32 protein-coding genes are annotated in these 26,823 nt (G+C 69.7%); 7 read left to right on the top strand and 25 right to left on the bottom strand.

Going from position 1 to position 26,823, the window contains the following annotated elements; all coding sequences use genetic code 11:
* Positions 1–35: 35 nt before the first annotated feature.
* Together ACUP6Y_RS04630 and ACUP6Y_RS04625 are read left to right on the top strand one after the other, a co-directional pair.
* Complete coding sequence (locus ACUP6Y_RS04630; protein ID WP_462554465.1) at positions 36–656, top strand: DUF47 domain-containing protein; 621 nt, start codon at positions 36–38, stop codon at positions 654–656.
* A 12-nt stretch (positions 657–668) separates the two neighbouring features.
* A complete protein-coding gene (locus tag ACUP6Y_RS04625; RefSeq protein ID WP_462554464.1) occupies positions 669–1,697 on the top strand; it encodes an anion permease in 1,029 nt (342 codons plus the stop codon).
* On the opposite strand, the gene ACUP6Y_RS04620 is transcribed toward ACUP6Y_RS04625, so the two are convergent.
* The 6 genes from ACUP6Y_RS04620 to ACUP6Y_RS04595 all read right to left on the bottom strand — a co-directional run bounded on the left by ACUP6Y_RS04620 (position 1,684) and on the right by ACUP6Y_RS04595 (position 7,632).
* Complete coding sequence (locus ACUP6Y_RS04620; protein WP_462554463.1) at positions 1,684–2,427, bottom strand: response regulator transcription factor; 744 nt, start codon at positions 2,425–2,427, stop codon at positions 1,684–1,686. The two genes, ACUP6Y_RS04625 and ACUP6Y_RS04620, sit on opposite strands and share 14 nt — an antisense overlap.
* A gap of 28 nt (positions 2,428–2,455) precedes the next feature.
* On the bottom strand, positions 2,456–3,235 hold the full coding sequence (gene pstB, locus ACUP6Y_RS04615) for a phosphate ABC transporter ATP-binding protein PstB (RefSeq protein WP_462554462.1): 780 nt from the start codon (positions 3,233–3,235) through the stop codon (positions 2,456–2,458).
* A 27-nt stretch (positions 3,236–3,262) separates the two neighbouring features.
* Positions 3,263–4,318, bottom strand: coding sequence for a phosphate ABC transporter permease PstA (gene pstA, locus ACUP6Y_RS04610; protein WP_462554461.1), 1,056 nt, complete (start codon positions 4,316–4,318; stop codon positions 3,263–3,265).
* Between the two features lie 88 nt (positions 4,319–4,406).
* Positions 4,407–5,372, bottom strand: a complete 966-nt coding sequence (gene pstC, locus ACUP6Y_RS04605; protein ID WP_462554460.1) for a phosphate ABC transporter permease subunit PstC — start codon at positions 5,370–5,372, stop codon at positions 4,407–4,409.
* Positions 5,373–5,492: 120 nt separating this feature from the next.
* A complete protein-coding gene (locus tag ACUP6Y_RS04600; protein WP_462554459.1) occupies positions 5,493–6,593 on the bottom strand; it encodes a phosphate ABC transporter substrate-binding protein PstS in 1,101 nt (366 codons plus the stop codon).
* A 178-nt stretch (positions 6,594–6,771) separates the two neighbouring features.
* Positions 6,772–7,632, bottom strand: coding sequence for an NUDIX domain-containing protein (locus tag ACUP6Y_RS04595; RefSeq protein WP_462554458.1), 861 nt, complete (start codon positions 7,630–7,632; stop codon positions 6,772–6,774).
* Positions 7,633–7,651: 19 nt separating this feature from the next.
* On the opposite strand from ACUP6Y_RS04595, the gene ACUP6Y_RS04590 reads away from it, so the two are divergent.
* A complete protein-coding gene (locus tag ACUP6Y_RS04590) occupies positions 7,652–8,704 on the top strand; it encodes a hypothetical protein (RefSeq protein WP_462554457.1) in 1,053 nt (350 codons plus the stop codon).
* Between the two features lie 24 nt (positions 8,705–8,728).
* Here ACUP6Y_RS04590 and ACUP6Y_RS04585 read toward each other — a convergent pair whose 3' ends face one another.
* The 7 genes from ACUP6Y_RS04585 to ACUP6Y_RS04555 all read right to left on the bottom strand — a co-directional run bounded on the left by ACUP6Y_RS04585 (position 8,729) and on the right by ACUP6Y_RS04555 (position 11,701).
* The gene (locus tag ACUP6Y_RS04585; RefSeq protein WP_462554456.1) at positions 8,729–8,875 is read right to left on the bottom strand and encodes a hypothetical protein; all 147 of its coding nucleotides are present in this window, start codon (positions 8,873–8,875) and stop codon (positions 8,729–8,731) included.
* A gap of 149 nt (positions 8,876–9,024) precedes the next feature.
* A complete protein-coding gene (locus ACUP6Y_RS04580) occupies positions 9,025–9,228 on the bottom strand; it encodes a cold-shock protein (RefSeq protein ID WP_036550836.1) in 204 nt (67 codons plus the stop codon).
* 277 nt (positions 9,229–9,505) lie between these two features.
* On the bottom strand, positions 9,506–9,826 hold the full coding sequence (locus ACUP6Y_RS04575) for a DUF308 domain-containing protein (RefSeq protein WP_462554454.1): 321 nt from the start codon (positions 9,824–9,826) through the stop codon (positions 9,506–9,508).
* A gap of 155 nt (positions 9,827–9,981) precedes the next feature.
* Entirely contained in the window at positions 9,982–10,674 is a 693-nt protein-coding gene (locus ACUP6Y_RS04570) for a hypothetical protein (protein ID WP_462554453.1), read from the bottom strand.
* A 34-nt stretch (positions 10,675–10,708) separates the two neighbouring features.
* Complete coding sequence (locus tag ACUP6Y_RS04565) at positions 10,709–10,933, bottom strand: hypothetical protein (RefSeq protein WP_462554452.1); 225 nt, start codon at positions 10,931–10,933, stop codon at positions 10,709–10,711.
* A gap of 19 nt (positions 10,934–10,952) precedes the next feature.
* Positions 10,953–11,342 (bottom strand): hypothetical protein, encoded by a 390-nt coding sequence (locus ACUP6Y_RS04560; RefSeq protein WP_462554451.1) that lies wholly within the window; start codon positions 11,340–11,342, stop codon positions 10,953–10,955.
* 2 nt (positions 11,343–11,344) lie between these two features.
* The gene (locus ACUP6Y_RS04555) at positions 11,345–11,701 is read right to left on the bottom strand and encodes a hypothetical protein (protein WP_462554450.1); all 357 of its coding nucleotides are present in this window, start codon (positions 11,699–11,701) and stop codon (positions 11,345–11,347) included.
* 248 nt (positions 11,702–11,949) lie between these two features.
* Between ACUP6Y_RS04555 and ACUP6Y_RS04550 the strand changes: the two genes are divergently transcribed.
* Positions 11,950–12,651, top strand: a complete 702-nt coding sequence (locus tag ACUP6Y_RS04550; protein ID WP_462554449.1) for a hypothetical protein — start codon at positions 11,950–11,952, stop codon at positions 12,649–12,651.
* Between the two features lie 189 nt (positions 12,652–12,840).
* Here ACUP6Y_RS04550 and ACUP6Y_RS04545 read toward each other — a convergent pair whose 3' ends face one another.
* The 7 genes from ACUP6Y_RS04545 to ACUP6Y_RS04515 all read right to left on the bottom strand — a co-directional run bounded on the left by ACUP6Y_RS04545 (position 12,841) and on the right by ACUP6Y_RS04515 (position 19,438).
* Positions 12,841–14,049 (bottom strand): branched-chain amino acid ABC transporter permease, encoded by a 1,209-nt coding sequence (locus ACUP6Y_RS04545; protein ID WP_462554448.1) that lies wholly within the window; start codon positions 14,047–14,049, stop codon positions 12,841–12,843.
* Positions 14,042–14,941, bottom strand: coding sequence for a branched-chain amino acid ABC transporter permease (locus ACUP6Y_RS04540; RefSeq protein ID WP_462554447.1), 900 nt, complete (start codon positions 14,939–14,941; stop codon positions 14,042–14,044). The genes ACUP6Y_RS04545 and ACUP6Y_RS04540 overlap by 8 nt, the downstream gene beginning before the upstream one ends.
* The gene (locus tag ACUP6Y_RS04535; RefSeq protein WP_462554446.1) at positions 14,938–15,744 is read right to left on the bottom strand and encodes an ABC transporter ATP-binding protein; all 807 of its coding nucleotides are present in this window, start codon (positions 15,742–15,744) and stop codon (positions 14,938–14,940) included. The genes ACUP6Y_RS04540 and ACUP6Y_RS04535 overlap by 4 nt, the downstream gene beginning before the upstream one ends.
* A complete protein-coding gene (locus ACUP6Y_RS04530; RefSeq protein ID WP_462554445.1) occupies positions 15,725–16,510 on the bottom strand; it encodes an ABC transporter ATP-binding protein in 786 nt (261 codons plus the stop codon). The genes ACUP6Y_RS04535 and ACUP6Y_RS04530 overlap by 20 nt, the downstream gene beginning before the upstream one ends.
* A complete protein-coding gene (locus ACUP6Y_RS04525) occupies positions 16,507–17,769 on the bottom strand; it encodes an ABC transporter substrate-binding protein (RefSeq protein ID WP_462554444.1) in 1,263 nt (420 codons plus the stop codon). Before ACUP6Y_RS04525 ends, ACUP6Y_RS04530 begins: the two co-directional genes overlap by 4 nt.
* A 44-nt stretch (positions 17,770–17,813) precedes the next feature.
* A complete protein-coding gene (locus ACUP6Y_RS04520; protein ID WP_462554443.1) occupies positions 17,814–18,479 on the bottom strand; it encodes a peroxiredoxin-like family protein in 666 nt (221 codons plus the stop codon).
* A gap of 266 nt (positions 18,480–18,745) precedes the next feature.
* Entirely contained in the window at positions 18,746–19,438 is a 693-nt protein-coding gene (locus tag ACUP6Y_RS04515; protein WP_462554442.1) for an IclR family transcriptional regulator, read from the bottom strand.
* A gap of 141 nt (positions 19,439–19,579) precedes the next feature.
* Here ACUP6Y_RS04515 and ACUP6Y_RS04510 point away from each other — a divergent pair, with 141 nt between their 5' ends.
* The 3 genes from ACUP6Y_RS04510 (at position 19,580) to pabB (ending at position 22,299) form a co-directional block, all read left to right on the top strand.
* A complete protein-coding gene (locus ACUP6Y_RS04510) occupies positions 19,580–20,056 on the top strand; it encodes an OsmC family protein (protein ID WP_462554441.1) in 477 nt (158 codons plus the stop codon).
* A 151-nt stretch (positions 20,057–20,207) separates the two neighbouring features.
* Positions 20,208–21,026 carry a dihydropteroate synthase gene (gene folP / locus ACUP6Y_RS04505; protein ID WP_462554440.1) on the top strand — a complete coding sequence of 273 codons (819 nt, stop codon included), beginning with the start codon at positions 20,208–20,210 and terminating at the stop codon, positions 21,024–21,026.
* Positions 21,013–22,299, top strand: coding sequence for an aminodeoxychorismate synthase component I (pabB, locus tag ACUP6Y_RS04500; RefSeq protein ID WP_462554439.1), 1,287 nt, complete (start codon positions 21,013–21,015; stop codon positions 22,297–22,299). The genes folP and pabB overlap by 14 nt, the downstream gene beginning before the upstream one ends.
* Positions 22,300–22,322: 23 nt before the next feature.
* Here pabB and purU read toward each other — a convergent pair whose 3' ends face one another.
* The 5 genes from purU to ACUP6Y_RS04475 are packed head-to-tail and all read right to left on the bottom strand — an operon-like array spanning position 22,323 to position 26,823.
* The gene (gene purU, locus ACUP6Y_RS04495; protein WP_462554438.1) at positions 22,323–23,189 is read right to left on the bottom strand and encodes a formyltetrahydrofolate deformylase; all 867 of its coding nucleotides are present in this window, start codon (positions 23,187–23,189) and stop codon (positions 22,323–22,325) included.
* Positions 23,186–24,115: a bifunctional 5,10-methylenetetrahydrofolate dehydrogenase/5,10-methenyltetrahydrofolate cyclohydrolase gene (locus ACUP6Y_RS04490; RefSeq protein ID WP_462554436.1), complete on the bottom strand. Its 930-nt coding sequence runs from the start codon at positions 24,113–24,115 to the stop codon at positions 23,186–23,188. Before ACUP6Y_RS04490 ends, purU begins: the two co-directional genes overlap by 4 nt.
* A 34-nt stretch (positions 24,116–24,149) precedes the next feature.
* Entirely contained in the window at positions 24,150–25,505 is a 1,356-nt protein-coding gene (locus tag ACUP6Y_RS04485; RefSeq protein WP_462554435.1) for a hypothetical protein, read from the bottom strand.
* A 39-nt stretch (positions 25,506–25,544) separates the two neighbouring features.
* On the bottom strand, positions 25,545–26,384 hold the full coding sequence (locus tag ACUP6Y_RS04480) for a methylenetetrahydrofolate reductase (protein ID WP_462554434.1): 840 nt from the start codon (positions 26,382–26,384) through the stop codon (positions 25,545–25,547).
* A gap of 10 nt (positions 26,385–26,394) precedes the next feature.
* Positions 26,395–26,823, bottom strand: a complete 429-nt coding sequence (locus ACUP6Y_RS04475) for a hypothetical protein (RefSeq protein WP_462554433.1) — start codon at positions 26,821–26,823, stop codon at positions 26,395–26,397.

The following is a 26,823-nucleotide window of genomic DNA, read 5'->3' as shown; positions in this document are numbered from 1 at the left end:
TGAGCGAGTTCGCCTCCGCCTCAACGGGAGTCCATGTGGGTCTGCGTCTGCGTCCGGTCGATACATCCTTCTACGACCTCTTCACCCAGTCCGCCCAGCACCTCGTGGGCGGAGCCGAGATCCTCGCCGAGATGCTGTCCGACTCCTCGGACAAGTCCGAGGTGGCCGAGCGGATGCGTGCCGCCGAGCACGCGTGCGACGAGACCACCCACGAGATCGTCAAGAAGGTCAACAGCACCTTCGTGACGCCGTTCGACCGCGAGGACATCTACGCCCTCGGCTCGGGACTCGACGACGTGATGGACATGATGGACGAGGCCGTCGACCTGATCCTGCTCTACGAGGTCCAGGTCGCGCTGCCCGCCGAGCTCTCCGAGCAGGTCGAGGTCCTCCAGCGCTGCGCCGAGCTGACCGCGGCGGCGATGCCGCGGCTGCAGTCGATGCAGTCCCTCGACGACTACTGGATCGAGATCAACCGGCTCGAGAACGCCGGCGACCGCAACCACCGGCGCACGCTCGCCAAGCTGTTCTCCGGCGAGTACCCCACGCTCGAGGTGCTCAAGCTCAAGGACATCGTCGAGTCCCTCGAGAGCGCCATCGACGCCTTCGAGCGGGTGGCGAACACGGTGGAGCAGATCGCCGTCAAGGAAGGCTGAGGCAGTCACCTCATGACCCTCACCCTGGCGATCGTCATCGCCGTGGTCGTCATCGCCCTCGCGTTCGACTACACCAACGGCTTCCATGACGCGGCGAACGCGATCGCGACCTCCGTGTCGACCCGTGCCCTGACGCCGCGGATCGCGTTGACCCTGGCCGCGCTGATGAACTTCATCGGCGCCCTGCTCGGGCAGGAGGTCGCCAAGACCGTCGCCGACGTGATCACCATCGAGGACGCCAACGGCAACCTGCAGGTCGGGGTCCATCACGGCCTGGTCATCGTGATGGCCGGTCTGCTCGGCGCGATCATCTGGAACCTGATCACCTGGTACTTCGGCCTGCCGTCGTCGTCCTCGCACGCCCTCATCGGCGGCCTGGTCGGCGCCGCGGTCGCCGGCGGCGTCAGCGTCAAGTGGGACACCATCGTGCAGAAGGTGCTGATCCCGATGGTGGTCTCGCCGTTCGTCGGCTTCTGCGCCGCCTTCGTCGTGATGACCGCGATCCTGTGGCTCTTCCGCAGGGGCAATCCCCACAAGATCAACCGCGGCTTCCGCGGCATGCAGACGGTCTCGGCCGCCGCCCTCGCGCTCGGCCACGGTCTGCAGGACGCGCAGAAGACGATGGGCGTCATCTTGCTGACGCTGGTGATCGCCTACCCCGCGTCGTACGACATCGGGACGCTGCCGATCTGGGTCGTCCTCGCCGCTGCCGGCGCGATCTCCGCGGGCACGTACTCCGGCGGCTGGCGGATCATGCGCACCCTGGGGCGCAAGATCATCCACCTCGACCCGCCGCGCGGCTTCGCGGCGGAGTCGGTCGGCGCGGGCGTGCTCTACACGACCGCGTTCGTCTTCCACGCCCCCATCTCGACCACCCACACCATCACCTCGGCGGTGATGGGCGCCGGCGCGACCAAGCGGTTCTCCGCCGTGCGCTGGGGCATGGCCCGGACCATCCTGGTCGCCTGGGTGTCGACCTTCCCGGCCGCCGCGCTCGCGTCGTGGGGCTGCTACGAGCTGCTGCGCCTCATTCTGCTGTGAGGCTGTAGCCCCGGCCCCGGATCCGCCGTACGTCGGCCGCCTCGCCCAGGCGCGAGCGCAGCCGGGTGACGTGCATGGCGATCGTGTTGCCGCCCGGCCGCTTCCCGTCGGTGCCCCACAGGGCGTCGCGCAGCTCGTCGTCGGTGACGACGCCCGGGGCGGCCAGCAGCAGCGCACGCAGCAGCTCGAACTCCTTGAGCGGCAGGTCGCCGATCCGCTCCCCGTCGACCCGCACGCTGTACGCCGTCGCGTCGAGCACGACCCGCCCGAACTCGAGACGCGCGTGCTCGGCCAGCGAGCGCGGCGCGTGGGTCAGCAGCTCCCACAGGTGCTGCGCGGCGTACGGCCGCACGACGACCGCCGAGGCGCCGGCCAGCATGAGCGGCCCCACGCCGTCCGCCCGGCCGGCCTCGCCGTCGCAGGTCCCCGCGATGACGTACGGCGACCCGTGCTGGCGGATCACGCCGACGAACTGCTCCGCCGGGATGCCCGGCGCCCCGGGGGTCACCACGACGGCGTGCGGATCGGTGCGCCCGAACTCCACCAGGCCGTCGAGCGTCGAGCCGACCCAGGTCACGTGGACGCCGCGGCCCGCCATCGCCTCCGCGAGCGCGCCCCCGTCGTCGGCGGGGTCGACCACCAGGAGGTGGGCTCCCGAGGACTCGACCCAGCGGTGGAGGTAGGCGCGCACGGACTGGCGACGGGCATCGCGGCGCCCGTCGTCGCGCATTCCCATCGTCTCGCCGGGACCGTTCGGCTCAGCCGAAGCGGCCGGAGATGTAGGCCTCGGTGGCCGGGTCGTCCGGGTTCGCGAACATCTTCTTGGTCGGGTTGAACTCGACCAGGTGCCCCGGCTCGCCGGTGGCCTTGAGGTTGAAGAAGCCGGTGTCGTCGGAGACACGGGCCGCCTGCTGCATGTTGTGGGTGACGATGACGATGGTGAACTCGTTCTTGAGCTCGTGGATCAGGTCCTCGATCGCCGAGGTCGAGATCGGGTCGAGCGCCGAGCACGGCTCGTCCATCAGCAGCACCTGCGGCTCGACCGCGATCGCGCGGGCGATGCACAGGCGCTGCTGCTGGCCGCCGGACAGGCCCATGCCCGGCTTGTTGAGCCGGTCCTTGACCTCGTTCCACAAGTTGGCGCCGCGCAGCGACTTCTCGACGACCTCGTCGCCGGTCGACTTCTTGATCTTGCCCGCGTTGAGCTTCAGGCCGGCGAGGACGTTGTCGTAGATCGACATCGTCGGGAACGGGTTGGGGCGCTGGAAGACCATGCCGACCTGGCGGCGTACGGCGACCGGGTCGACGCCGGCCTCGTAGAGGTCCTGGCCGTCGACGACGATCTTGCCCTCGACCCGCGCACCGGGGATCACCTCGTGCATCCGGTTGAGCGAGCGCAGGAAGGTCGACTTGCCGCAGCCCGAGGGACCGATGAAGGCAGTGACCGCGCCGGCCCGGACCGTCATGTTGACGCCCTGCACCGCGAGGAAGTCGCCGTAGTAGATGTTGACGTCGGAGACGTCGATGCTCTTGGCCATGACTGTTTGCCTCTCAAACCCTTCGGGTCACTTGTTTCGGGGCGCGAAGATCTTGCCGACGATGCGTGCTGCGAGGTTGAGCACCATCACGATGACGATGAGGATGAAGGCGGCCCCCCAGGCGATCGCCTCGGCGGGGGCGTCACCCCGCAGGTTCTGCCCGTAGATGAGGACCGGGAGGGTCGTCATCGCACCGTCGAACAGGTTCATGTTGGTCCGGTCGGTGGCTCCGGCGATGAGGAGCAGCGGGGCGGTCTCGCCGATGACGCGGGAGACGGCGAGCGTGATGCCGGTGAGGATGCCGCCGATCGCGGTGGGGAGCACGATCCGCACGATCGTCTTCCACTTCGGCGTGCCGAGCGCGTACGACGCCTCGCGCAGGTCGTCCGGCACCAGCCTCAGCATCTCCTCGGTGGCCCGGACCACGATCGGGATCATCAGCAGGGACAGCGCGACCGATCCCCCGAAGCCGGACACATAGGCCGGTCCGAAGATCAAGGTGAACAGCGCGAAGGCGAACAGGCCGGCGACGATCGAGGGGATGCCGGTCATCACGTCGACCAGGAAGGTGATCGCCTTGGCCAGCTTGTTCTTCTTGCCGTACTCCACCAGGTAGACCGCCGCCATCACCCCCACCGGGACCGAGATGATCGCGGCGCCGAGCGTGACCAGCAGGGTGCCGATGATCGCGTGGTAGACGCCGACCGGCTGGTCGATCTGGGTCTTGAAGAAGGAGTAGCTGAGGAAGGTGCCGTCGATCCGGCTGGCGCCCTTGCTGATGACCCGCCAGATCAGCGAGACCAGCGGGACGACGGCCACGGCGAACGACGTCCAGATCAGGCCGGTCATCAGCCGATCGGTGGCGCCGCGGCGCCCCTCGATCACCAGCGACCACAGCGGCAGCACCAGCAAGAAGGCGAGCGCGCCGAGCAGGACCGAGCCGACGACGCCCAGGCCGAGCACCAGCAGCAGGGCGCCGAAGGCCACGGCGATCACGCCGACGACGGCACCGGCCTGCCGCGGCAGCCGCGGCTGGACCAGCGGGACGTGGACCCGGGTCTGGACCTCTTCCAGGGTGGTCATCGGTGTCCTCCTTCTGATGAGCGCTGCGGTGCCTCACTCCGGCACACCTCGCCGGCGCTCGGCGTACCTCCGTGGGGGCTCCTCGCGCTCATCGGCTCATCCGCCGCTCGCTGCGGCCCACGATCCAGCGGGCGAGGAAGTTGACCAGGAAGGTCATCAAGAAGAGCACCAGACCGGTCGCGACGAGCACGTTGAGCAGGTCGGCGCTGCGCTCCTTGTACTTGAGCGCGATGTTGGCCGCGATCGAGGTCGGGCTCGAGGTGGCGATGATGTTCCAGGACAGGTCGAAGCCGACGGAGAGCACCATCGTGACCGCCATCGTCTCGCCGAGGGCGCGGCCCAGGCCGAGCATCACGGCCGAGACCATGCCGGAGCGGGCGTACGGGAAGACCGTCATCCGCACCATCTCCCAGCGGGTGGCGCCGAGGGCCAGGGCGGCCTCCTCGTGCAGCCGCGGCGTACGCGAGAAGACCTCGCGGCTGATGGCGGTGATGATCGGGAGGATCATGATCGCGAGCACGATGCCGGCGGTCAGCACCGAGCGGCCGGCCGGGTTGGGCTCGCCGAACAGGGCGCCGACGACCGGGATCGGGCCGATGTGCTCGTGCAGCCACACGTGCATCGGCACCAGCTTCTTCGCGAGGAAGAAGGCACCCCACAGGCCGTAGACGACGGAGGGTACGGCGGCCAGCAGGTCGATCACGTAGGCGACCGGCGCCGCGACCCACCTGGGCGCGTAGTGGCTGATCACCAGCGCGATCCCGAAGGCCAGCGGCACGGCGATGATCAGCGCGATGACCGAGGCCGTGAAGGTGCCGACGAGCAGCGGGACGACGTACCCCAGGAAGCTCTCGGCGTGCGGACCGTAGACCTCGGCCGGCTTGGTGAAGCCGGACGCGCCCTTGATCGCGAGGAAGATGAAGACGCCGGCCAGGGCGGCCAGGATCACACACCCGGCTGCGAGGGCGGTGCCGGCGAAGATCTTGTCGCCGACGCCGGCCCGGGCCTTCGCCCAGTTCGCGGAGGCGTCGACCTCGGCGGTGGGTGCTGTCACTGCTGTCACCTCATGCTCGGGTGCTTCTCGGGTGCTGCTCGGGGGTGGCGTGGGAACCCGAGTCCCCACAGGTGGAGGGGGTGAGGCACGGGCTCGCCGTCCTCACCCCCTCCCGTGGGGTCACTTGGCGGAGATGCCCGCCACGATCTCCTGGGCCTTGCTGGCCGTCTCGGGCGCGAGCTTGGCGGAGCCGGCGAAGTCGGCCGCCTCGGCCTGGCCCTCGTCGGACACGATGTAGCTCAGGTAGCCCTTGACGTTGTCGGCCTCGGCCTGGTCCTCGTAGTTCTCGCAGGCGATGAGGTAGGACAGCAGGATGACCGGGTAGGCGCCGGCCTCCGTGGTGTTGCGGTCCACGTCGACGGCGATGTCGGTGGCGTCGCGGCCCTCGACGGTCGGCGAGACCTCGACGGTCTTGGCGGCACCCTCGGGCGACGGGGCGACGTACTCCTCGCCGACCTTCACCGAGATGTGGTCGAGGTCGCCGGTCTGGCTGGCGTCGGCGTACCCGATCGCGCCGTCGGTGTCGCCGATCTGCTTGACGACACCCGAGGTGCCCTCGGCGGAGAGGCCGCCGGAGACCGGGAAGGCGTCGGCCGCCTCGTACGTCCAGTCGGCCGACGCGACCTTGCCGAGGTAGTCGGTGAAGTTCTTGGTCGTGCCCGAGTCGTCCGCGCGGTGGACGGGCGCGATCTTGAGGTCGGGGAGCTTGGCGTCGGGGTTCTGGTCCGCGATCGCCGCGTCGCTCCAGTTGGTGATCTTGCCGTCGAAGATCTTCGCGATGGTCGCGGCGTCGAGGTTGAGGGTGTCGACGTCGGGGACGTTGAACGCGATGGCGATCGAGGAGATGTACGCCGGGACCTCGACGACGTTGCCGCCGCAGCGCTCCTTGGCGGTCGCGAGCTCCTCGTCGGAGATGTAGGAGTCGGAGCCGGCGAAGGACAGCGCGCCACTGGTGAACTGGCTGCGGCCGTCGGTCGAGCCGAGCAGGGCGTAGTCGATGGTGAGGCCGCTGTTCTGACCCTGGAACGCGGTCTTCCACGCCTCCTGGGCCTTCTCCTGCGACGTCGCGCCGCCGCCCTTCAGGTTGCCGCTGAGGCTGCTGTCGGAGTCGCCGCCGTTGTCACTGCCGCCGTCCTCGTTGGACGCGCCGCAGGCGCTCATGAGCAGGGCCAGAGCAGCGATGCCGGGCACCGCGGCGTTGCGGATGGACTTGAGGTTCAAGGAACTGCCTCTCGGAGCTGAGGGGCACGTGTTCTCGCCCCTCGATGCGTACTGGACGTCTGCGAAGGTAGGCAGCGTCGGTAACGCAACTCCCCGGCCGATCTGAACGAACGGTGAACAGTGGCGGTCAAGGCGGGAACCCTGCGTGGCCCGCGTCACCCTGACCGTTGACCCGCCCTCAACGGGGCTGGTGACGCTCGACGGCGACGACCCGACCCTTGCGCACGTGCAGCACCAGCAGCTCGGCGGGCGCGAGGCCGGCATCGGGGCCGAGATCGATCCCGAGGGCGTCGTACACCTGGCAGAGCACGGGGCGGTGGGTACACAGCACGCTCCCGGCCTCGGTGGCGAGCAGCTCCTCGACGATCCTCCCGACCGCGCGCGGGGTGGCGTTCTCCTCGCTCAGCCGCGGACGCAGATCCAGGGTGTAGCCGGCCGTCTCGGCGTACGGGCGCACGGTCTGCACGCAGCGGGTGCTCGTCGAGGTGGTGATCCGGGTGACGTCGTAGGCCGCGAGCAGCGGGACCAGGCGATCCGCCTCCAGCTCGCCCACCTTGAGCAGCGTCCGGCCGGCGTCCGGTCCGCGCCACGCATGGCGGGAGCGGGCCTGGGCGTGTCGCAGCACCACCACCGCGTGTGTCTTGCGGCGCACCCGCAGCGCCGCCGCCAGGGTCTCCCGATCGTGCTCGTAGCTCAGCCGCCCGGGCGCCTCGCCGACCGGCACCCAGGCCACCGCGTCGATCTCGTCGTTGGGCCGGTACGCCGACACGTCGTCGTCGCCCACGACCCGTCCGGTCCAGTAGTGGACGGTCTTCATCCGCCGGGCGACCGGGTAGCGCTGCGACGGCAGCGGCGGCCCGAGCCGGACGTGGACGCCGGTCTCCTCGGCCACCTCGCGGACCGCGGCGGCGCTCGGGTGCTCGCCCCGGTCGAGCTTGCCCTTGGGGAAGGACCAGTCGTCGTACTTCGGGCGGTGGACGAGCAGCACCTCCCGTCCGGGACGGAACACGACCACGCCGGCAGCGAGGATGTCGGGCACGGGCCTAGGGTAGGCAATCGTGACGCGTCGGCGCTGGCTGGTCCTTGTGTTGATCGCGGGTCTCGTCGGCTCGGCCGTCGTGGTCGTGGTCTGGCGGCTGCGCTCCGAGGACCGCTCCCGGTTCGCCACGGCGCTCGCGCTGGCGCCGGAGTCCGCGGCCCGGTTCAGCTGGACCGACTGGGCGGCGGTGCGTGCCGAGCTCGGTGCCGACGTGTCGGCGTCCTCGCCGGGGGCCGACGTCGACGACTTCCTCCGGCGGGCCTTCGACCGCGACCTGGCCTCCACGACGGCGCTGGACGCCTCGGCGCCGACCATCCAGGACGAGCTCGGCTTCTCCCCCGCCACCGTGGACTGGGAGCTGTTCACCCAGGGCAGGGACGGCGCGCTGGTACTGATGGGCCTGCCCGACGGCTTCGACGTGGCCGGGCTGCGCGAGCGGTTGCGCGCCGTCGGCTTCGAGGAGCCCGACGCCGCCGACGGCGTGTGGCGCGGCGGCGTCGACCTGCTCGAGGGGCTGGGCGGTCCGGTGACCCCCGAGCTCGCCGCCCTCCAGATCGACGAGGAGCACCGCCTGCTCGTCGGCAGCGACGACCCCGGCTTCCTGGCGCGCCGCGCCGAGCTGGCGCGCGGCGACGAGGACGACGGCGTCAGCGACGTGGTCGAGGCCGTCGGCCCCGCGCTGAGCGCCTCGGTGGCCACCGGCGACCAGGCCTGCGCGGAGCTGGCGATGACCGACGCCGACGCGGCCGACCGGACCCGGGCCAGCGAGCTGGTCGACCAGGCCGGCGGCGTCCACCCGCTGACCGGGTTCGCGATCGCGGCGCAGCCCGGCGGCGGCGTACGGGTGGCGATGGCGTTCGAGACCGACGAGCAGGCCCGTGAGGACGCCGACAGCCGCTCGAGGCTGGCCGCGGGCCCGGCCCCCGGCCAGGGTGGCAGCTTCCCCGAGCGCTTCGAGCTGGGCAAGGTGGTCGCGACCGGTCGGGTGCTGACGATGGCGATGACGCCCGTCGAGGGGACCTTCGTGCTCTCCGACCTCAGCCACGGACCGGTGCTGTTCGCGACCTGCTGACGAGCGCGGCTCGCGCCGTCCAACTCAGTTCAAGACGCCGAGGATCCGGTCGATCTCCTCGACCGAGAGCCGCTCGTCGGAGTTGCTGGCGGCGATGATCAGGTTGGTGGTCAGCTCGACCTCCACGAGGAGGTCGCCGTCCTCGAGGGTCACGTCGAACTGATCGGCCATGCTTCCCCTCCCTCGAGCCAGGCCAACGCGGTACTCCGACCTCATGATCCCCCGAGGAGTCCTCGGCAAACCCAAAAGTTCCGGAAAAATTCGTGGAGCCCCGCCGTCCGGCGGGGCTCCACGGAGGACGAGGTCTCCTCGGAGGTGACTCAGAGAGGACGGACGTTCTCCGCCTGCGGGCCCTTGGGACCCTGGGTGACGTCGAACTCGACCTTCTGGTTGTCCTCCAGCGACTTGTAGCCGTTGGTCTGGATCGCCGAGTAGTGGACGAAGACGTCGTCGCCGCCACCCTCCTGCTCGATGAAGCCGAAGCCCTTCTCGGCGCTGAACCACTTCACGGTGCCCTGAGCCATGTTGCTCGTTACTCCTCGTATCGGGGCGAGAGCCGCCACCTCGACGGCCCGCAGCGGCTGCGATGACGCGTCGCTCCGATGCGTGATGACGACACCACAAACCAGAACGCCGTCGGCCACAGACTCCGCAGGCGTTCACCTTCGAGAACTGCAGCCGCTGCGGGGTCGACACTACCAACCAGCGGCGAGCGCGGAACCTGTCTGCCGCCACGAACTTCGGTTCGGTCATGAAGGTTCTGCAACACACGTGTGACGGCCCGGAAAACCTGTCTCGGCGTCACTCGGAGCGGCGCCGCAACGTGCCCAACCGGACAGCCGAGACCAGGAAGAAGAATCCGCCGAGGAGGACGTAGCCGCCGACGGCGACGATGTCATCGGCGCCCTTCAGCCCTTGCGCCAGGAAGCCGGCACCCGCCAGAACCGAGATCGCGCCACTGAGCATCTGCGGGACCTGTCCCCCGGATCGGCGGTGGCGTACGGCCGCGACCAGCTGGGCGATCCCGGACCCGACGGCCCACAGCCCCCAGACCGTCAAGGCGGCACTGACCGACACGGTCGACGCCACCCCCAGCGCGACGGCGACGGCCACGCTGCCCACGACGTTGACCTGTTCCGGGACCCTCGAGAGCCGAGGGTCGCGCGGCGCGCGCAGCTGCCAGATCGACCAGAGTTCTTCCCCTCGGGCAGGGAGCAGGGGCCCTACAGGACTCGCGGCCACCAACACACGTGCGAGACATCAGGGCCACGAGTCGCCTACGAAGACCGCGAGGAGTCTTCCGGACCCACCTTTGCCATGACGGCGAGGCACAGGACCGCGACCGCCAGGGAGCAGGCCGGGGCGAGATACCACTCGCCGGTGGTGCTCTCGAAGCTGACCGGTCGACCGTCGAAGCGGTCGATGAACAGCCCCGCACCGACCACCCAGCCCAGGACAGTGCCGAGACCCGTGAGGAACACGACCTCCTCGACCGGAAGGCTTTTCGGACCCACGACTCCGCACACGATCGACGTCATCAGGTAGAGCGCCAGACCGAAGGCGTAGGACCAGCCGAGCAACTCGCGGAACCCGGCGCCATCGAGGTTCTGGTCGAGCACTCCCACCGCCACGAAGACGCTCCCCAGCCCGTACATCGCCATGAAGGTCAGCGGGGCACCTGCAGCGCGCACCACCGCGATCGGGCGGTCGAGGAGGTGGGCGATCCCGGTCGACAGCGCGAAGAGCACGAACAGCGCAGCGTACGTCTCGAGGGCATCCCGGCCGAGCCACTCGGCGAACTCGACCCGATGCATGTACGCGATGTAGATCAGTCCCGCCGGCAGCACGATCACCACCAACAGCACGATCGGCCAGAAGGCGCCCATCCTGGCTGAGGTGATGGCGAGCGCATAGCCGCGCGAGCGGGCGCTCGTCTTGATGGCACGTGAGCCGGGCCTATTGATCCCCATGGCAGTCTCCTTGAACATCGTTGGGAGGAAGCGGCTACGGAGCCCCGTCGAAGTAGCGCCGCTTGAGCCATCGGACCGTCCACGACGAGTCCTCGGCGCCCCGAGCGGCATGGACGACGCGCTCCGCGCCCTCCATCGCCGCGAGCCGAGCCGCGGCAAGGCGCCGCGCCTGCTCGGCCCGCCTGCGGTCGGCTCGGCGCTGCTGCATCAGCAGGGCTTGTGAGTCCCGCTCCGCACGGCGCACGGCCCGCTCCGTCATGTCCGCTCCACCTCCTCGGTCAGAACTGGCGGCGCGCGTTGCGGTCGAGGTCCTCCTGAAGCTGACGCAGCTGGCTGGCGTTGTACTCCGCCAGCTCGCGTAGCCCCTGGTTCTGCGTGGCGCGTCCGAGGGCCTCCTCGAGAAGATCCATGTTGAGCGAGCGCAGCTCGTTCGAGGCCACCGCCTGCTCACGGATCCGCTGGTTCAGACCGCGCTGCTGGACGGCCTTGATCACTTCCTCGGCGTAGGCGTCCTCGATGTCGCGCTGATTCTGAGCGCGCGCCTCCAGCTCCGCGCGGCGCATCGTTGCGCGGTGCCCAACCGTGGGCAGTGAGCGACCGGCCTTGCGGCGCGTCGTGCGGCCGAACGAGGAGATGTCGGGGACGTTGTCACCCGAGTACGGCGTCAAACTCATCGGGACTCCCCTGACCTGGTGTCGTGCTGGTCTCGCCAGCGGTTCAGAAGAACATCGCCGAGGGTCTCGCGGGCGCCGCCGCTGCTTTCGAGCAGCGACGCCGCGAGCTCCTTCGCCTGAGAATCGACGCGCGCCCGCTCGGCTTCACGCCGTAGGTGAACCGCATCGTCGGCCGTCGTCTGCAACTCTGCGAGACGCACGGCCGACACGGCTTGGGCGGCGAGAGCCTTGCCGTGCTCCGCGTCGGCCTCAGCGCGCCGGATCGCGCCCTGCGCGTTCAGCATCTCCAGCCGCTGCGCGTGGACGAGCGGATCGACCGGCTTCTTCGATCCGCCGTCCTTCGGGTCACTCACTGCACCGCGCCGCACATCTCGCAGCGCATCTTGCCCGTGTCGTCTTGCTCGACGTCCTCGCCGCAGCAGTTGGACTTGGCCACTCTCATCACGTCCCTTCGATCGCGGAGCCCGAGAGCCCGGACCCTGCTTCCATCCAGGCCAATACAAAATTCACATTTTGAATTGCAAGAAGCATGAGGGAGCAGGAGGCCCGCGTCAATACCAAACTCAGAATCTGACTTCTGAATTTGGGATAGGGTGAGCCGGTGGCACCTGGCAACAGCAAGCGAGGCCCCGCGCGCCGCCTCGACCGCGACGACCTGATCGCCGCCGGCGTCGCGGCCGTTGCTGCGCGTTCGGGCCAACCCCGGTCGATGAGCGAGATCCTTGCGGGCGTCAAACTGCGCGACATCGTCGACGCGGCGACGCGGCTCTACGAGCAGGAGCGTGGCCACGCCCCCGACCCCCCACTCACACCATCCTCGATCTACCGAGACTGGCACGACAAGGACGACTACCTGCGCGACGTCTTCCGCGAGATGTTCGCCCACCCCGAGGCTCTGCCGAGCGACGCGCTCGAGGATGCCGACGCCGACTGGGAGTCCGGCCTGCGCGCCTGGGTCGCCGGCGACCGCATCCAGACGGTCGCTGCGGGGCCGGACTACTTCCTCGCCTTCCCTGCTGCGCCGGCAGACTCGATGGTGCGCGAGGTGCTGTCGAACGTCTACGACGACTTCGACGACTTCGTCATCCCGCGCCTCCGCGCGTTCTTGACCCGCCACCAACTGCGGATCACCCTTCCGCCCACGAGCAGCGACCCTGACGGCTGCCACCGACTCGCCGGCATGCTGACCGCCGTCACCGAGGGGTGGTACCTGCGCTCGACCGCCCAACCCGAGGTCGATCGCGACGAGCCGTGGATCGACCACGCCGTCGCCACGGTACGAGGACTGACGGCCCCCGCCTGAGGACGCCGGCGCCGGCCCCGTCGGTGGTGAGCGCTGAGCAGCAGACACATCGCCTGGTCCTGGCCCTGTTGGTGGCGACGCGCAACGCCAGGCGGGCACGGCCGGTCCGCCGGGGTCTGAGCTCGACCTCGCCCGGGCGGACGGTGGGTCGTGTTCGCGGGTGACCCCGTGGGGCAGGTCGAAGCACACTCAGCGGCGTCTCGAGAGAGGAGCACCGACCCGCCGGCTCCTCCACCAGTCACCCAGGCGCGTCATCTGGTGGGCCAGCCCCTTCGGATCGATCACGAGCACGATCACGATGAGGGCGCCGAAGACGAGCTGCGCGACCACCGCCGGCGGGAACGCCGCCCCGGGCTCCGAGCTCAACCCCGGCACCGCGTCGCCGTACCGCTGCAGCAGCAGCGGCAGCGCGGTCACGAACGTCGCTCCTCCGATCGCCCCGCGGATCGATCCGAGCCCGCCGAGAATCACCATCGCGAGGTACTGGAGCGACAGCATCAGGCTCCAATACTCGGGAACGATCCGGCGGAATGCCAGGGCCAGGAGCACTCCGGAGAGGCCGGCGACCACCGAGCTCACCATGAAGCCGCTCGACCGCGTCCGGTTGACGTCGATGCCGAGAGCCGCGGCGTGCTGCTCACTGTCACGCACGGCGATGTACGCACGGCCGGTCCGACCGCGCAGCACTCGTGAGGCGAGCACCGCTGTCACCATGAGCGTGAGGCCCGCGACGACCCAGAGCCGCTCCGGACGACCGAACGCCACGCCCAGGATGGTGATCTCGGGCTCGTCGCCGATCAGGGCGAAGCCGCCGACGGTGAGGTCCGGCACGCTGCGGCCGTTGAAGCCTCCGCTGATCTGCGGGAGGGCGTAGAGCACATGCTCCCCGATGAAGATCAACGCCAACGTCGCGACGCCGATGCTGATCCCCTTCAGGCGGCGCGACAACGGGCTGAAGGCGAGGCCGACCGCGGCCGAGAGCGCCACTGCCGCAGCGACCGCGACGACCGGCGGCAGGCCCAGGCCCCAGGCCCCGTCCGACGCGGGCGAGGCGAAGAACAGGTAGCCGTAGGCACCCACGGCCAGGAAGAACGAGTGGGCGAGGGACAGCTGTCCCACCCGGCCGTAGAGGATCGTCAGGCCGATGGCCCCGATCGAGGCGGCGAAGGCGAAGCCACCCAGGTTGAGCCAGAACGCGTCGACGTAGAGCGGCATCACGAGCAACGCCACGACCACCCCGGCCAGGACGGCGACGCGCCCGCCGCGCAGGCGACGATCCCCCGCCACCCGCTCCCCCGGGTGGGGTGGCCGCTCCGCAGTGTCGCGGCGCTGGTCCGCACCACCGGACGACCCGGGCTGCACGACCGCTGTCGTCATCCGTCCACCGCCCTCAGACACGACGCGCCTCCTGGGTTCCGAAGAGTCCGGCCGGGCGCCAGACGAGGATCGCCAGCATGACGACGTACGGCGCCACGACCTCGAGGCCCTGGCCGAGGAACGCCAAGTCCGTGTGGTAGCCGAGCACGAGTGCCTCCGAGAGACCGACGAGCAACCCCCCGACGACCGCGCCGGTGGTCGAGTCGAGCCCACCGATGATGGCTGCGGGAAGTGCCCGAAGGGCCACGTCTCCCAGGCTCGTGTCGAGCCCCGGGCTCGGAAAACCGACGAGGAAGACACCAGCGACGACGGCCAGCGCACCCGAGACACCCCAGGCCACCGCCGCGACGCCCCCGAGGCGAACGCCCATCAGGGCAGCCGTGTCCGGCCGCTCCGCCGTCGCCCGCATCGCGATGCCGAAGTCACTGCGCTGGAGCCACAGGTGGAAGGCTGCGAGGAAGGCCAGGCTGACCAGCAGTGCCGCGATCCTGATCGCGGGAACGGTGACACCGAGGAACGAGACGGTCTCGGAGCCCCACGGGTCACCCGCTGGGATGATCCGTGCGCCGATCCGGCGGTCGACCTCGGTGACCAGGACGAAGTCGAGGCCGAGTGTCATCACGCTGGCCGCGACGACCGCGTTGTGCCGGGTGAACCGGCGCACCAGGACCTTCTCGATCAGCACCGACAGGAGGACGGTGAACACCAGCCCGACCAACAGGGCGAGCCAGAAGGGCAGGTCGTGGACCGTGGCCGCGCTCGCGACGACGAAGGTCCCGAGCATCAGCAGGGACGGCTGCGCGAGGTTCACCACCGCCGACGACTTGTAGACGATGACGATGCCGAGTGCGACCAGGGCGTAGAGCGATCCGACCGACACGCCCGTCACGAGCACCGTGAGCAAGTGGGTCATGCTGATTCCTTCTCCGTCCCCAGGTACGCCGCGATGACGCGCTCGTCCACGGAGATCTGTTCGGGCGGTCCGGTCGTGACGACCGTTCCGAAGTCGAGGACCGTGATGGCGTCGGCGACCGCCATCACGAGTCTCATGTCGTGCTCCACCAACACCACTGTCAGCGAGCGCTCGGCGGCGAGACGCAGGACGAGCTGGGTCAGCTCCGCCTTCTCGTGGGTGTGCAGGCCGGCCGCGGGCTCGTCGAGCAGGAGCAGCCGAGGCCTCATCGCGAGAGCCCGACCGAGGTCGACCCGCTTCTGGATCCCGTAGGGGAGAGCGGCCGCCTCCTCGTGCAGGTGGCCGTCCAGGCCCAGGTACTCGGCGACCTCGGCGGCCGCCCGGCGCGCCTCTCCCTCGTCACGGCGAGCGCGCGACAATCCGAGCGCCGCAGCCACCGCACCCGACCGCCCGTGGCGGTGATGCCCGATCATCAGATGCTCCTCGACCGTGAGGTCGTCGAACATCGACGCGTTCTGGAACGCTCGCCCGACGCTCAGGGAGGCGATCTTGTGCGGAGCCGTGCCGACGAGCTCGCGCCCGTCGAGTCGCACCGAGCCCTCCTGCGGCGCGTAGAGACCGCTGAGCACGTTCAGCAGAGACGACTTCCCCGCCCCGTTGGGGCCGATCAGCGCGTGGACCGAGCCACCGGCCACCGAGAACGTCACCTTGCTCAAGGCGGTCACGCCGGTGAAGCGCAACGTCACGTCCCGGACGTCGAGCTCGGCCGGCAGCACCGGGGGTTCAAGCGCGGGCTTCGGCATCGATCTCTCCTCCCAGGTAGGCGGCCTGGATCTCCGGGCTCGCCTTCAGCTCGTCGGCGGTGCCGTCGAGGACCGACTCGCCCACCGCCAGCACGTAGGCACGGTCGGCGAGCTCCAACGCGACGTGCGCGTTCTGCTCGACGACGAGCATCGACGTTCCGGCGACGTTGATCGCCCGCAGGATGCTGCTGACCTGGTCGACGATCCGTGGAGCCAGTCCGAGTGACGGCTCGTCGAGGAGGAGCACGTCCGGGTTCGACATCATCCCTCGCGCGATCGCCAACATCTGCTGCTCTCCACCGGACAGCAGACCGGCCGGCTGCCGGCGACGGTCTCCGAGGATGCGGAAGGTGTCGAACGCTCCGGCGAGCCGCTCCTGCATCACGGCACGCGGGAGGCGCTTGCAGTAGGCCCCCATCCGGAGGTTCTCCTCCACCGTCAAGGTGCCGAAGATCTGGCGCCCCTCGGGGACCTGGACGATGCCGCGCCGGACCCGCTGGTCCGCGGACCGAGTGGTGATATCCACCCCTCGGTGCCGGATCGCCCCAGAGACGATTCGACCTCCGTGATGCCCAAGTGCCCCGGAGAACGCCCGGAGCAGCGACGTCTTTCCTGCGCCGTTGCTGCCCAGGATCGCCACCACCTCCCCCACCCGAACCTCGAGGTCCAGGCCCCGGACGGCAACTGTCGACGACCCGTACTGCACCGTGAGACCCGAAGCCGCCAGGACCGCCGCAGCGTCCGGCGACGAGGCGTCCCCCGTCATCGACCGAGGAACTTCGCCACCGTGGGACCGGCGTAGTCCTTCGCCACGACCTCCAGGCCACCGGGCACGCTCGCCGTCGGCCGCAGCACGATCACCTGGCTCGACGGACTGACGCCGGGCGAGGAGTAGTCGAGCGGCACGGTCGCGCCCTGGGTGTCGATCTTGAAGTCGCCGTGGAACACCTCCCACAGCGACGCGCGGGTCAGGTCGGAGCCGTCGCAGGCCTTCTCCATGGCTGCGTCCATCACCGAGGAGATCGCATAGCCGAGCACCACCATCTGGCTCGGCGGAACCTCGGCCCCGGATTCGGCGTACAGCTCCCGGACCGCGACAGCGGCGGGCTCGTCGCCGCCATAGGCCGTCACGCTGCCGACCACGAGGACCCGGTCCTCGAGCGTGGCCGCGATGTTGGTGTCCAGCAGCTGCGGGGCGTAGCCACCCATCGACGCCACGATCGGCACGTCGAGCCCCTGCGCCTCGCTCAGGCCGGCGACCGACGCGAGCTGCGGCGGCGCCGCGTTGAGGAAGATGGCCGAGACGCCCTTCTTCCGCAGCTCGGCGACCTGAGCGGTGAGATCGGTGATGGAGGGGTCGATCTGCACGGCGGCGACTGCCACGTCGTTGTGCTCGCCGGCGTAGGTGAGTCCCTCGAGGGCCGGCTCTCCGAAGTCCCCCTGGAAGTAGATGTGCCCGACGGTGTCCCCGGGCTCCACCTGGCCGGACTCCATCAGATAGTCGAGCGCGTCGACCATCTCGGCGCCGAAGTACGTTCCCGGGACGACGAGCGACGGCGACTCACCGAGATCGGGCGACCAGCTCATCGCGATCGCCATGATCTCCTTCTCCTCCAGCTCGGGCCGGATCGCCATGGACGTGGGCGACCCGACGCTGATCTGGTAGGCCAGAACGCTGTCGTTCAGCTCACCGGCGAGGGCGATCGCCCGCTGCGGGTCATAGCCGTGGTCCCGGGTCACCAGCTCCACCTGGCGCCCGCAGACGCCGCCGTCCGCGTTCTGCTGGTCCCAGTAGAGCTTGATCCCCAGGTTCTGCTGCTCGGCCGGCGCCTTGAACGGCCCGGTCAGGTCGCTGAGGACCCCCAGGCGGATCACGTCGTCGCTCACGCCGACCGTCGCCTCCTGAGCGCCGTCCTTCGTCGCGCACGCCGCGGTCGTCGCCAGCACACCGACCGTGACCAGGATGCTCAGCGCGAGCCGGCCCGAGACGGGCCTCTTCCGCGGGATGTTGTTGGCTGGTTTCACTGGATCGTCCTTTGTCTGGGCTGGTGAATGACGGTCGGGCTCGGTCACCGAGAAGCGTTGATCTCCCGCACCACCGCAAGCGCCTCGGAGGGCTCCATCCGGGTGCGGTAGGCCATGGACACATGACGGGCTCGCACGATCCCTCGGGGATCGATGACGAACGTCGCGGGCACAGGAAGGCTGTAGTTGCCCGCCGGCTGCTGCTTCGCCAGCGCGGCCAGCGTGGAGTCGAGCATGTGCTCGGTGATGCCCTCCGGCAGGTCGAACCGGATCCGGTAGGCGGCCAGGACGTCCTGCTCCACGTCGGAGAGCACGTCGAAGTCGAGGGAGTTCTTCTCGGTCATGCTCAAGGCGTCGTCCGGCTCCTGCGGGCTGACCGCGATGAGGGAGGCGCCCTCGGCCCTGAAGTCGTCGAGCATGGCCTGGTACGCCCGCAGCTCGAGGTTGCAGTACGGACACCAGGAACCGCGGTAGAAGGTGAGGACGACCGGGCCGGCGGCGAGTCGGTCGGAGAGCCGGACCATGCCGCCCCTCGCGTCGGGCAGCTCGAAGTCCGGTACCGCATCGCCGACAGCCAGGCCCGGGACGAGGCCCTTCTCCTCGACCTCCGCGAACGCGGCATTGATCGCCGCCTTCGCCTCTTCGGGCCGATTGACCGATGCGGCGAACTGGGCCAGACGCTCGTTCAGACTCCGCAACTCCGTGTTCACGTGATACGACCTTTCACCGATAACCGAGGTTCATGTTCGATAAACGGAGAATGTCAGCCGGGTCACAGGCCTGTCAAGAGGTTCCTGGCCGTCATTCGCCAGCACCCTTCGCGCCCTCCGTCACCACAGGAGCAGGCACGACAGCACGGCGAAAAGCCGGAAAGCGCACGAACCGCGCAATCCCCACGGGCGACGAGCCGAGCCCGATCAGGGGTCGACGAGACCGGCCCCCCGCACGCGAGCGACCGGGCCTGGGAACGCGAGGATCAGCCGGAGGCGAGCGACAGCGCGCGGGCCAGCGCCATGACCTCGCCGGCCAGGGCGGGCGCCTCGTCGATCCGGGCCTCAGGGATGACCAGGCCGACACTCGCGGTCGCTCGGTCCGAGATGTACACCGGCGCCGCGATGCCGGTGTAGCCGGGGACGATCTCCCCCGTGGTCATCGCGTAGCCGCGCTCACGCGCCTCCGCGACCTCGGGCCGCTCGCCGGGCATCGACTCCCGTCCGGCGAGGATGGCGATGCCGTTCGCCGCCAGACTCAGGGGCACCCGAGCACCGACGCGCATCCCCACGCGGAAGCTGGCAGCAGGGGGCTCGATCGACAGGATCGTCACCGCCTCCTCGCCGTCTGCCACATGCAGGACCGAGGTGGCGACCACTCGCTCCGTCGCGTCGCGCAGCATCGGCGTCGCCAGCGAGACCAGGTCCCTGGAGACCATGCGCGCCAGCGTGAAGATGCCACTGCCCACCACGTAGCGCCCGTCGGACAGACGGGTCACGAAGTTGCGGTGCGCCAGCGTCCCCAGCAGCCTGGCCACGATCGATCGATGCATGCCGACCTGCTGGGCGACCTCGGTGGCCGTGAAGCCGTCGGCGGAGGTACCGAGGAGCTCCAGCACCCGCAGGCCACGGTCGAGCGTCTGAGCGATCTCGCTCGACGCCTTCTGGGTCTCTGTCATCTCGGCCTCCTCCTCGCCACCCGCGGTCTCTTCTACCAGTCCGAGCCACACGCCACCAACCCCGGCCGACAGTCAGGGCACGACATCGTTGCATCTCCGATAGTCGGCATCTAGAATCGATAATCGAACGGAGGAGGAACCATGGCAACACCCGACACCGAACTCGTCCAGGTCGTGGAGATCACCGTCCGCCCCGCACCAGGGCGAACGAAGCTGATAGATCTGCCGGTCGACGGAGAGGTGACGATGGGGGTGCGCGACGAGATCGCCCGTCACTACCGCGTCCCTCCGGAAGACCTCGTACCGCATGCCACGACCCTCGACTACGTCATCGGGGCGACCGCCGGCTGCCTGACCGGAACGTTCTCAGGCATGCTCCAGGCGCTCGGTCAGTCCACGGACGAGGACCGACTCACCACACAGGCACAAGGACGCATCGTCAAGGAGCGCGGGGTGCTCCGGATCGCATCGATCCATCTGACCTACCGCCTTCGGCTGGACGAGGCGGTCCACCACTCAGACGTCGAGCGTGCCCACGGTCGGCATCAGGACCACTGTCCGGTCGCCCGCTCGATCGGCTCCGCGATCGACATCACCACTGAGCTCGCGCTGTCATGATCGAGGACGCGCTCTCGCGACGAGCGTGGTCGGACCTGACGATCGAGGAGTTCCTCGACCTCGTGGCCGACCGTGCGCCGAGTCCGGGCGGAGGTGCGGGCGCGGCGATCTGCGACCGCCTCGGCCCCCACTCGCGCGCTGGAACCCCGTGATGCGGCCCCGGGTGATGGGAGTCCTCAATGTCACCCCCGACTCGTTCTCCGACGGTGGTCGGCACGCCGACCCTGAGTCGGCGTTCATCGCCGGACTCGCCATGCGGGAGGCCGGCGCGGACATCGTCGACGTGGGTGGCGAGTCCACCAGCCCCGGGGCCGGCCGGGTCCCCGAGGCCCTCGAGGCCGCTCGCGTGCTTCCGGTGATCGCGGCGCTCGCCGGCGCCGGCGTCAGCGTCAGCGTCGACACCACGCGCGCCTCGGTCGCCGCGGCCGCGGTCGAGGCCGGGGCCGTGATGGTCAACGACGTGAGCGGCGGTCGCGCGGATCCGGACATGCACAGCACCCTCGCCGGTCTGCCCGCGGTCGACTACGTCCTCGGCCACTGGCGTGCACCCGCGGCGGTGATGGACCGCCATGCCCGCTACGTCGACGTCGTCGCCGAGGTCGTCGACGAGCTGCGGCGACAGATCGACCTCGCCTGCGCGGCCGGGGTCGACAAGAACCGGATCGTCATCGACCCGGGCCTGGGCTTCGCGAAGGACGCCGATCACAACTGGACCTTGCTCGCGGCCATCTCGCGGATCGTCGACCTCGGGCCCCGGGTGATGGTGGGCGCCAGCCGCAAGCGATTCCTGGCCAGCCTCCCGGGCGACGGCGCCCTGACCATGCGCGACACCGCCCACCGCGACGCGGCCACCGTGGCCACCACCGCGTGGGCCGCCCTCCACGGCGTCTGGGCCGTACGTGTCCACGCTGTGCGTGCGTCGGTCGATGCGGCCGCCGTCATCGACCGCCTGGTCGATGTCGCGCACTGACAGCGCCCCAGGCACGCGGGACGACCTCTCCGGCCTGCTCGACGCCCACCGCGGTGCGAGCAGAGTCGCCTGGATCGACGCGAGCGCGTTCGCACCGTGGTCCGAGCGGTCGTCCCTGTTCGCCGCCCTCTCCGACGACGACATCTCCCTGACCTACGATGCGGCGGCACGAGTCGTGTGGGAGCATCGGGCCGGCCGTCGCCGGCCGATCGGCACCGACGTCTTCGCAACCCTGGAGTCCGCCATCGAGCGCGACCGCGGGCGTTGCGATGTGGTCTGGATCGGATACTTCGGCTACGGGGCGCGCACCGACCTCCCGGTCCTGAGACCCGAGCCGGACACGGCCCGGGCACCGGACGCCGTGTGGATGCGGGCGGTCGACCCGACGGTCGTGCATCACCGCACGCCTCGGACCGCAGCGCCCGTGCGGTCCACGAGCACCACCGATCCAGTACCACCGGAGTCCTATCGACGCGCGTTCGACGCCGTGCAGGAGCGCCTCCATGCCGGCGACTCCTACGAGGTCAACCTCACCTATCGCCTCCGGGAGGACTCGCCCGCCGATCCGGCGGACGTGTACCGGCGCCTGCGGGAGGTCAACCCGGCTCCCTACGCCGCCTACCTGCGACACGACGACATCGCGGTGCTGTCGAGCAGTCCCGAGCGCTTCGCCCGCATCACCGGCCGCCGGATCGAGACGCGTCCGATCAAGGGCACCACGCCCCGCTCGTCCGACCCGGTCGAGGACGCGGCCTCGGCCCGGCACCTGGCCTCGGCCGAGAAGTTCCGCGCCGAGAACCTCATGATCGTCGACCTGCTCCGCAACGACCTGTCGATGATGTGCGAACCGGGCACGGTCACGGTCCCGGTCCTCATGGGAGTCGAGTCCTACGCGACCGTCCACCAGCTGGTGTCGACGGTCACCGGCGTCCTCTCCGACGGGGTCAGCGCCTGCGAGGCCATCCGCCGGATGTTCCCCGCGGGCTCGATGACCGGCGCGCCCAAGGAGCGGACGATGTCGATCATCGCCGAGGTCGAGAGCACGCCGCGCAGTGTGTACGCGGGCGCGCTCGGCTGGATCACGCCCGCGGGCGACGCGGACCTGTCCGTCGTCATCCGCACGCTGACGGCAACCCGCGCCACCGGTGAAGGGGCCTGGCGCTACGAGGCCGGGACCGGCGGCGGAATCACCGTCCAGTCCCAGCTCGAGGAGGAGTGGGCGGAGGCACGCCTGAAGGCCGAGCGCCTCCGGTCGGCGCTCGGCCTTCAGTGACGGGCCGCCGGCCCAGCCGGCCGTCAGGCGAGGACGACGGTGCGGTGGCCGTCGAGCAACACCCGGTTCTCTGCGTGGTGGCGCACCGCCCGGGCCAGCGCCCGGCACTCGTTGTCCTTGCCGAGGCGAGTCACCTCGGCGGCGCTCATCGAGTGGTCGACCCGGGTGACCTCCTGCTCGATGATCGGGCCCTCGTCCAGGTCCGAGGTCACGTAGTGAGCCGTCGCGCCGATGAGCTTCACTCCCCGCTCGTGCGCCTGGTGGTACGGACGAGCGCCCTTGAAGCTCGGCAGCATCGAGTGGTGGATGTTGATCGCCCTGCCCTCGAGCTCCTTGCAGAGATCGGCGCTGAGGATCTGCATGTAGCGGGCGAGGACGACGAGATCGGCTCCCAGCTCGCGAACCATCCTCAACAGCTCGGACTCGGCCTCGTGCCTGGTGGACGACGTCACGGGAATGTGTCGGAAGGGCACGCCGAACTGGTCGGCGTACCGGCCGAGGTCCGGGTGGTTGGAGACGACCCCGACGACCTCGATCGGCAGCTCGCCGGAGTGAGCACGGAAGAGGAGGTCGTTGAGGCAGTGCGCGGTCTTGCTGACCATGATCAGCACCTTCGGACGGTCGGCGACGCGCGTCATCCGCCACGTCATCCCGAACCGCTGCGCCACCTCCGCGAAGGCTGCTCGCAGCGGCGCGGGCCCCGGGTCGAGGTCGACAGGAGCGCACTGGACCCTCATGAAGAAGCGGCCCGTGGACCGGTCCTCGAACTGGCGCGACTCGACGATGTTGAACCGGTGGTCCATCAAGAACCCGGACACCGCGTGGACGATGCCGGGGCGGTCCGCGCACGACAGGGTCAGGACGAGGTCGTCCGGCTGGTCCTCACTCATGCGACCTGCCCTCCCCTGCTCGACGCGCGGTCCGCGGCCGACTGCCGAGCGGCCGCCAGGGTGTTGCGGATCAGCCACAGGTCGGTGATCGGACCGACACCGCCCGGTACGGGCGTCACGGCCCGGGCCCTGTTCACCACGCTCTCGTACTCGACGTCGCCGACCACGCGCACCGCACCGTCCTCGTCCTCCATCGGGTTGATCCCGACGTCGATCACGATGGCGTCGTCGTTGACATGCTCTGCCTTGACCAGTCCCGGCTGGCCAGCGGCGACGATGACGACCCCCGAGCGCCGGGTGAACCAGCCCAACATCCCCGAGCGGCTCGCCCAGACATCGACCGACTGCACAGCAGCCTCGCGCGCCACGGCCAGGGCGAGCGCGGGCTTGCCGACGTTGTTCGACCGGCCCACCACGGTGATCAACGTCCTGCGGTAGAACGCCGACCTGTCCTCGCCCACCTCGTCGAGCCAGCTGTCGAGGAGGTAGAAGACCGATGCCGCCGTCGAGGGCACGAACCGTGGCGTCCCCAGCGCCAACAGACCCGCGTTCTCCGGGTGGACGGCCTCGACGTCCTTGCCCGGCGCCAGCTCCTCGAAGACGGCGGCCTCCGACACGGTGGGAGGCAGCGGCCGCAGGACGAGGATCCCCGTGACGTCGTCGGAATCGTTGAGGGCACGGACGGCGTCGCCGATCTCGGCCTGGGACGCCGTGCCGGGCAGCCGAACGGGATGCACGGGCACGCCCAGGGCACTCCCGACTCGTCCGAGCCGCCTCTCGTACATCACCGACGCGAAGTCGTCGCCGACCCGGAGGGTCGCCAGGCCGCACCGCACGCCCTCCGCTTCGAGGTCGGCGGCCTCGGCCCCCACCACGCGCGCGAGCTCGACCGCTGCCTTGCGTCCGTCGATCACTGTTGCTGTCATCGTCCTCACTCCTCGTCCTGCTGCCTGCCCCGCCTCAGAACAGCCGCGTGACCGTCGCTCGGATCTGCTTGGGCACGTGAGTCTCCAGGTAGGGCTTGGTGGCCCCACCGTCGTGCTCGCCCCAGGTCACGACGACCTCGGCGCCTTCGCGCGCCACCCGCTCGTCGAGCATCGCAAGCGACGCGAAGTTCCGGACGTTGGTGTTGTAGCCGGCGCGCGTCGACAGGCCGACGACGTCATCACCCACACGCACGCTGTCGTACTGGAAGGTCGAGAACGGGATGCTGGGCAGCTCGAAGTAGCGCGTGCGGTTGCCGTCCTCGGCGAACAGCGCTGCCAGCGCCGCCTCGCTGACGTCCTCCCGGTTCCAGGAGAGTCCCACCTTGACGCGGTGCGGCTCGTCCTTCTGGCGGAGCAGGGCGTCGCGCCCGACGAAGTCGTGGTCCCAGTGGATCAGGCGGCCGTACCCCAGATCCCACGGGGACAGGTAGTAGTCCTCGATGTCGGAGGAGAAGTAGCTGCCGCCGAGGGTCGACGCCGCCTCGTAGCCCGTGGCCGGAAGGTGCTCGCGGTAGGACTTCAGCGACGGTGCGGTGTAGATCGCGGGCACCGGCAGGCCGATCCAGCCGGACTCCAATGTGGTGCTCGCGTACGAGAGCGCCCCGCCCCTGCGCATGCCGAACTCCTCGCCCGCCTCGACGATCGCCTCGAGGACCCGCTCCCCGTGCTCGACAGGCCCCCACATCTCCAGGCCGGTGAACTCCTCACCGGGAACGCCCGTCATCGTGTGGTTGAGCGCGCGAACCGGGGTTCCGGCGATCGTGAACTCGCCGATGTTGAAGAAGCGGATGTCCGGAAGCGTGCCACCGCTGGCCTTCTCGATGATCTTGAGCGCGAGCGGGCCCTGGATCTGGTAGCGGTAGGTGGAGCGCCCCTCCTGCTCGACGGTCGACGACCGCTCGTCACGGCGCACCTCCACGTCGTAGCCACCGACCTCGGCGTTGTAGGCGATCCAGTTGGGCAGGGTCGGCGTGCCGACCAGGCTGAACTCGTCGTCCTCCAAGCCGAAGAGGATCGCGTCACCGATGAAGCCGCCGTCCTCGTTGACGGCCACGAACTGCTTGCCCTTGTTGCGCCCGAACTTCGCGAAGCTGTTGACGCCGAAGTCGGCGAGCAGCCGATGGATGTCGGGACCCTTGAAGTAGATGTCCGTCATGTGGTGGGACTGGTCGAACAGGGTGGCAGAGGTTCGCCACGCCTCCTGCTCGTCGCGCCAGTTCGTGTGCTCCCGCGGCACCGGGAAGGGATAGGAGCCCCCCTTGTTGGCGCGGAGCATCCGGACTGCGTCACCCGAACGGGCCAGCTTGTCCTCGAGCGATTCGGTGGTCATCGTCGTACTTCCTGTCATGGTTGTGTGTGGTTGGGTTGGTCAGGCGGGAACCGGCGCACCCTGCCGCCGCTGCCAGTCGAGGGTTCGCTCGATCTGGTTGAAGGAGAAGAGGTGGACCCCTTCGATCCCCTGGTCGGCGAAGGAGGCGTCACCCCCGAGCTCGGCGAGGAGGGTCTCCGGCTGGTAGTCGCGGCCGATCACCAGGTTGTTCATCAGTCCGTGCTGCTTGCTGAGGAACCGCACCGACGAGCCGACGCCGATCTTGAGCGAGAGCTCGAAGAGCTTGCGCGCGTTCAGTGGTGCGGCCAGGCCGACCCGCAGCGGGAGCCGCACTCCGGTCTGCCGGACCCGCCCCAGCCAGGCGCCCAGGACGGAGGGGTCGAAGCACAGCTGGCTGACCATGTAGGTCGCGAGGTCCTGCTTCGCCAGCAACGCGCCCGCGAGCGCCTCGTCGCTGATGCTCGGATGCCCTTCGGGGTAGCAGGCCACGCCGATGCGCTCGAACGGGTGGGCAAGGCCGGCCAGCGCCTGGAGGAGCTGCCCGGCCGAGTCGAACTCGCCGGCCGGCTCGGCGGCATCCCCACCGACGACGTACAGGTCGGCGATCCCCATCGCTGCCAGCCGTCCGACGAGCGCGCTGAGCTCCGCGACATCGCGCACCTGCCGGGCGGCGAGGTGCGGCACGACCTGGAAGCCGGCCTCGCGAGCGCTGGCGACGTGGTCGAGGGTGCGCTCGAGGCCGAACTTCGGCGAGCAGGTGATGGTCACGGTCGTCGTCCGCGGGAGCACGGTGACCGCCCGGTCCGCGCCCTTGAGGGGGATGACCTCGATGTTGGCCGTCCGGATGAGGGCGCGCGTCAGTTCTTCGGTGGTGGTCATGGTCTGTTCCTCACTGGATTTCATGGGTCGCGGCCGCGGGGTCGGGCACGTGACGGCTCGCGCGCAGGATCAGCACGGAGAGATAGGTGGCAGTGACGGCCGTGCCCATCGCCAGCCAGACGACGGCACCGCTCCCCGCCTGTCCGACGGCCCAGCCGACGAGCGAGCTCCCGCTCACCAACGCGAGGTGCGCGGCAGGGTTCCAGGGCGGCTGCACCTGCGCCGGACGGCCGCCGAGACCGGATCCGGTCGCTACGAGTCCGGCGACCAGCACGGCCGCCAGGCAGCCGCCGACGAAGGCGAAGGAGCGCGTCAGGTCGGGCAGACCATGGGTCTGGGCCGCCTGGGTCGTGGTGAACCAGACAGCCAGCGTGTATCCGTGCGGGCCGGCGAAGCCGACGAGCACGCTCGAAGCGGCCGTCACGGGCTGGTGGCGCAC

This window comes from Nocardioides sp. S5-5 (assembly GCF_054954065.1).
This window is presented reverse-complemented; position numbering and strand designations above follow the sequence as displayed.

Coding starts and splice junctions, on each gene's coding strand:
- pstB (WP_462554462.1), bottom strand. CDS start 3,235: ATGGCCAAGAGCATCGACGTCTCCGACGTCAACATCTACTACGGCGAC.
- folP (WP_462554440.1), top strand. CDS start 20,208: ATGCGGCCCCGGGTGATGGGAGTCCTCAATGTCACCCCCGACTCGTTC.
- ACUP6Y_RS04535 (WP_462554446.1), bottom strand. CDS start 15,744: ATGCCGAAGCCCGCGCTTGAACCCCCGGTGCTGCCGGCCGAGCTCGAC.
- ACUP6Y_RS04565 (WP_462554452.1), bottom strand. CDS start 10,933: ATGACGGAGCGGGCCGTGCGCCGTGCGGAGCGGGACTCACAAGCCCTG.
- ACUP6Y_RS04580 (WP_036550836.1), bottom strand. CDS start 9,228: ATGGCTCAGGGCACCGTGAAGTGGTTCAGCGCCGAGAAGGGCTTCGGC.
- ACUP6Y_RS04540 (WP_462554447.1), bottom strand. CDS start 14,941: ATGACCCACTTGCTCACGGTGCTCGTGACGGGCGTGTCGGTCGGATCG.
- ACUP6Y_RS04570 (WP_462554453.1), bottom strand. CDS start 10,674: ATGGGGATCAATAGGCCCGGCTCACGTGCCATCAAGACGAGCGCCCGC.
- pstA (WP_462554461.1), bottom strand. CDS start 4,318: ATGACCACCCTGGAAGAGGTCCAGACCCGGGTCCACGTCCCGCTGGTC.
- ACUP6Y_RS04620 (WP_462554463.1), bottom strand. CDS start 2,427: ATGCGCGACGACGGGCGCCGCGATGCCCGTCGCCAGTCCGTGCGCGCC.
- ACUP6Y_RS04490 (WP_462554436.1), bottom strand. CDS start 24,115: ATGACAGCAACAGTGATCGACGGACGCAAGGCAGCGGTCGAGCTCGCG.
- ACUP6Y_RS04585 (WP_462554456.1), bottom strand. CDS start 8,875: ATGGCCGATCAGTTCGACGTGACCCTCGAGGACGGCGACCTCCTCGTG.
- ACUP6Y_RS04510 (WP_462554441.1), top strand. CDS start 19,580: ATGGCAACACCCGACACCGAACTCGTCCAGGTCGTGGAGATCACCGTC.
- ACUP6Y_RS04480 (WP_462554434.1), bottom strand. CDS start 26,384: ATGACCACCACCGAAGAACTGACGCGCGCCCTCATCCGGACGGCCAAC.
- ACUP6Y_RS04625 (WP_462554464.1), top strand. CDS start 669: ATGACCCTCACCCTGGCGATCGTCATCGCCGTGGTCGTCATCGCCCTC.
- ACUP6Y_RS04485 (WP_462554435.1), bottom strand. CDS start 25,505: ATGACCACCGAATCGCTCGAGGACAAGCTGGCCCGTTCGGGTGACGCA.
- ACUP6Y_RS04530 (WP_462554445.1), bottom strand. CDS start 16,510: ATGACGGGGGACGCCTCGTCGCCGGACGCTGCGGCGGTCCTGGCGGCT.
- pabB (WP_462554439.1), top strand. CDS start 21,013: ATGTCGCGCACTGACAGCGCCCCAGGCACGCGGGACGACCTCTCCGGC.
- ACUP6Y_RS04515 (WP_462554442.1), bottom strand. CDS start 19,438: ATGACAGAGACCCAGAAGGCGTCGAGCGAGATCGCTCAGACGCTCGAC.
- purU (WP_462554438.1), bottom strand. CDS start 23,189: ATGAGTGAGGACCAGCCGGACGACCTCGTCCTGACCCTGTCGTGCGCG.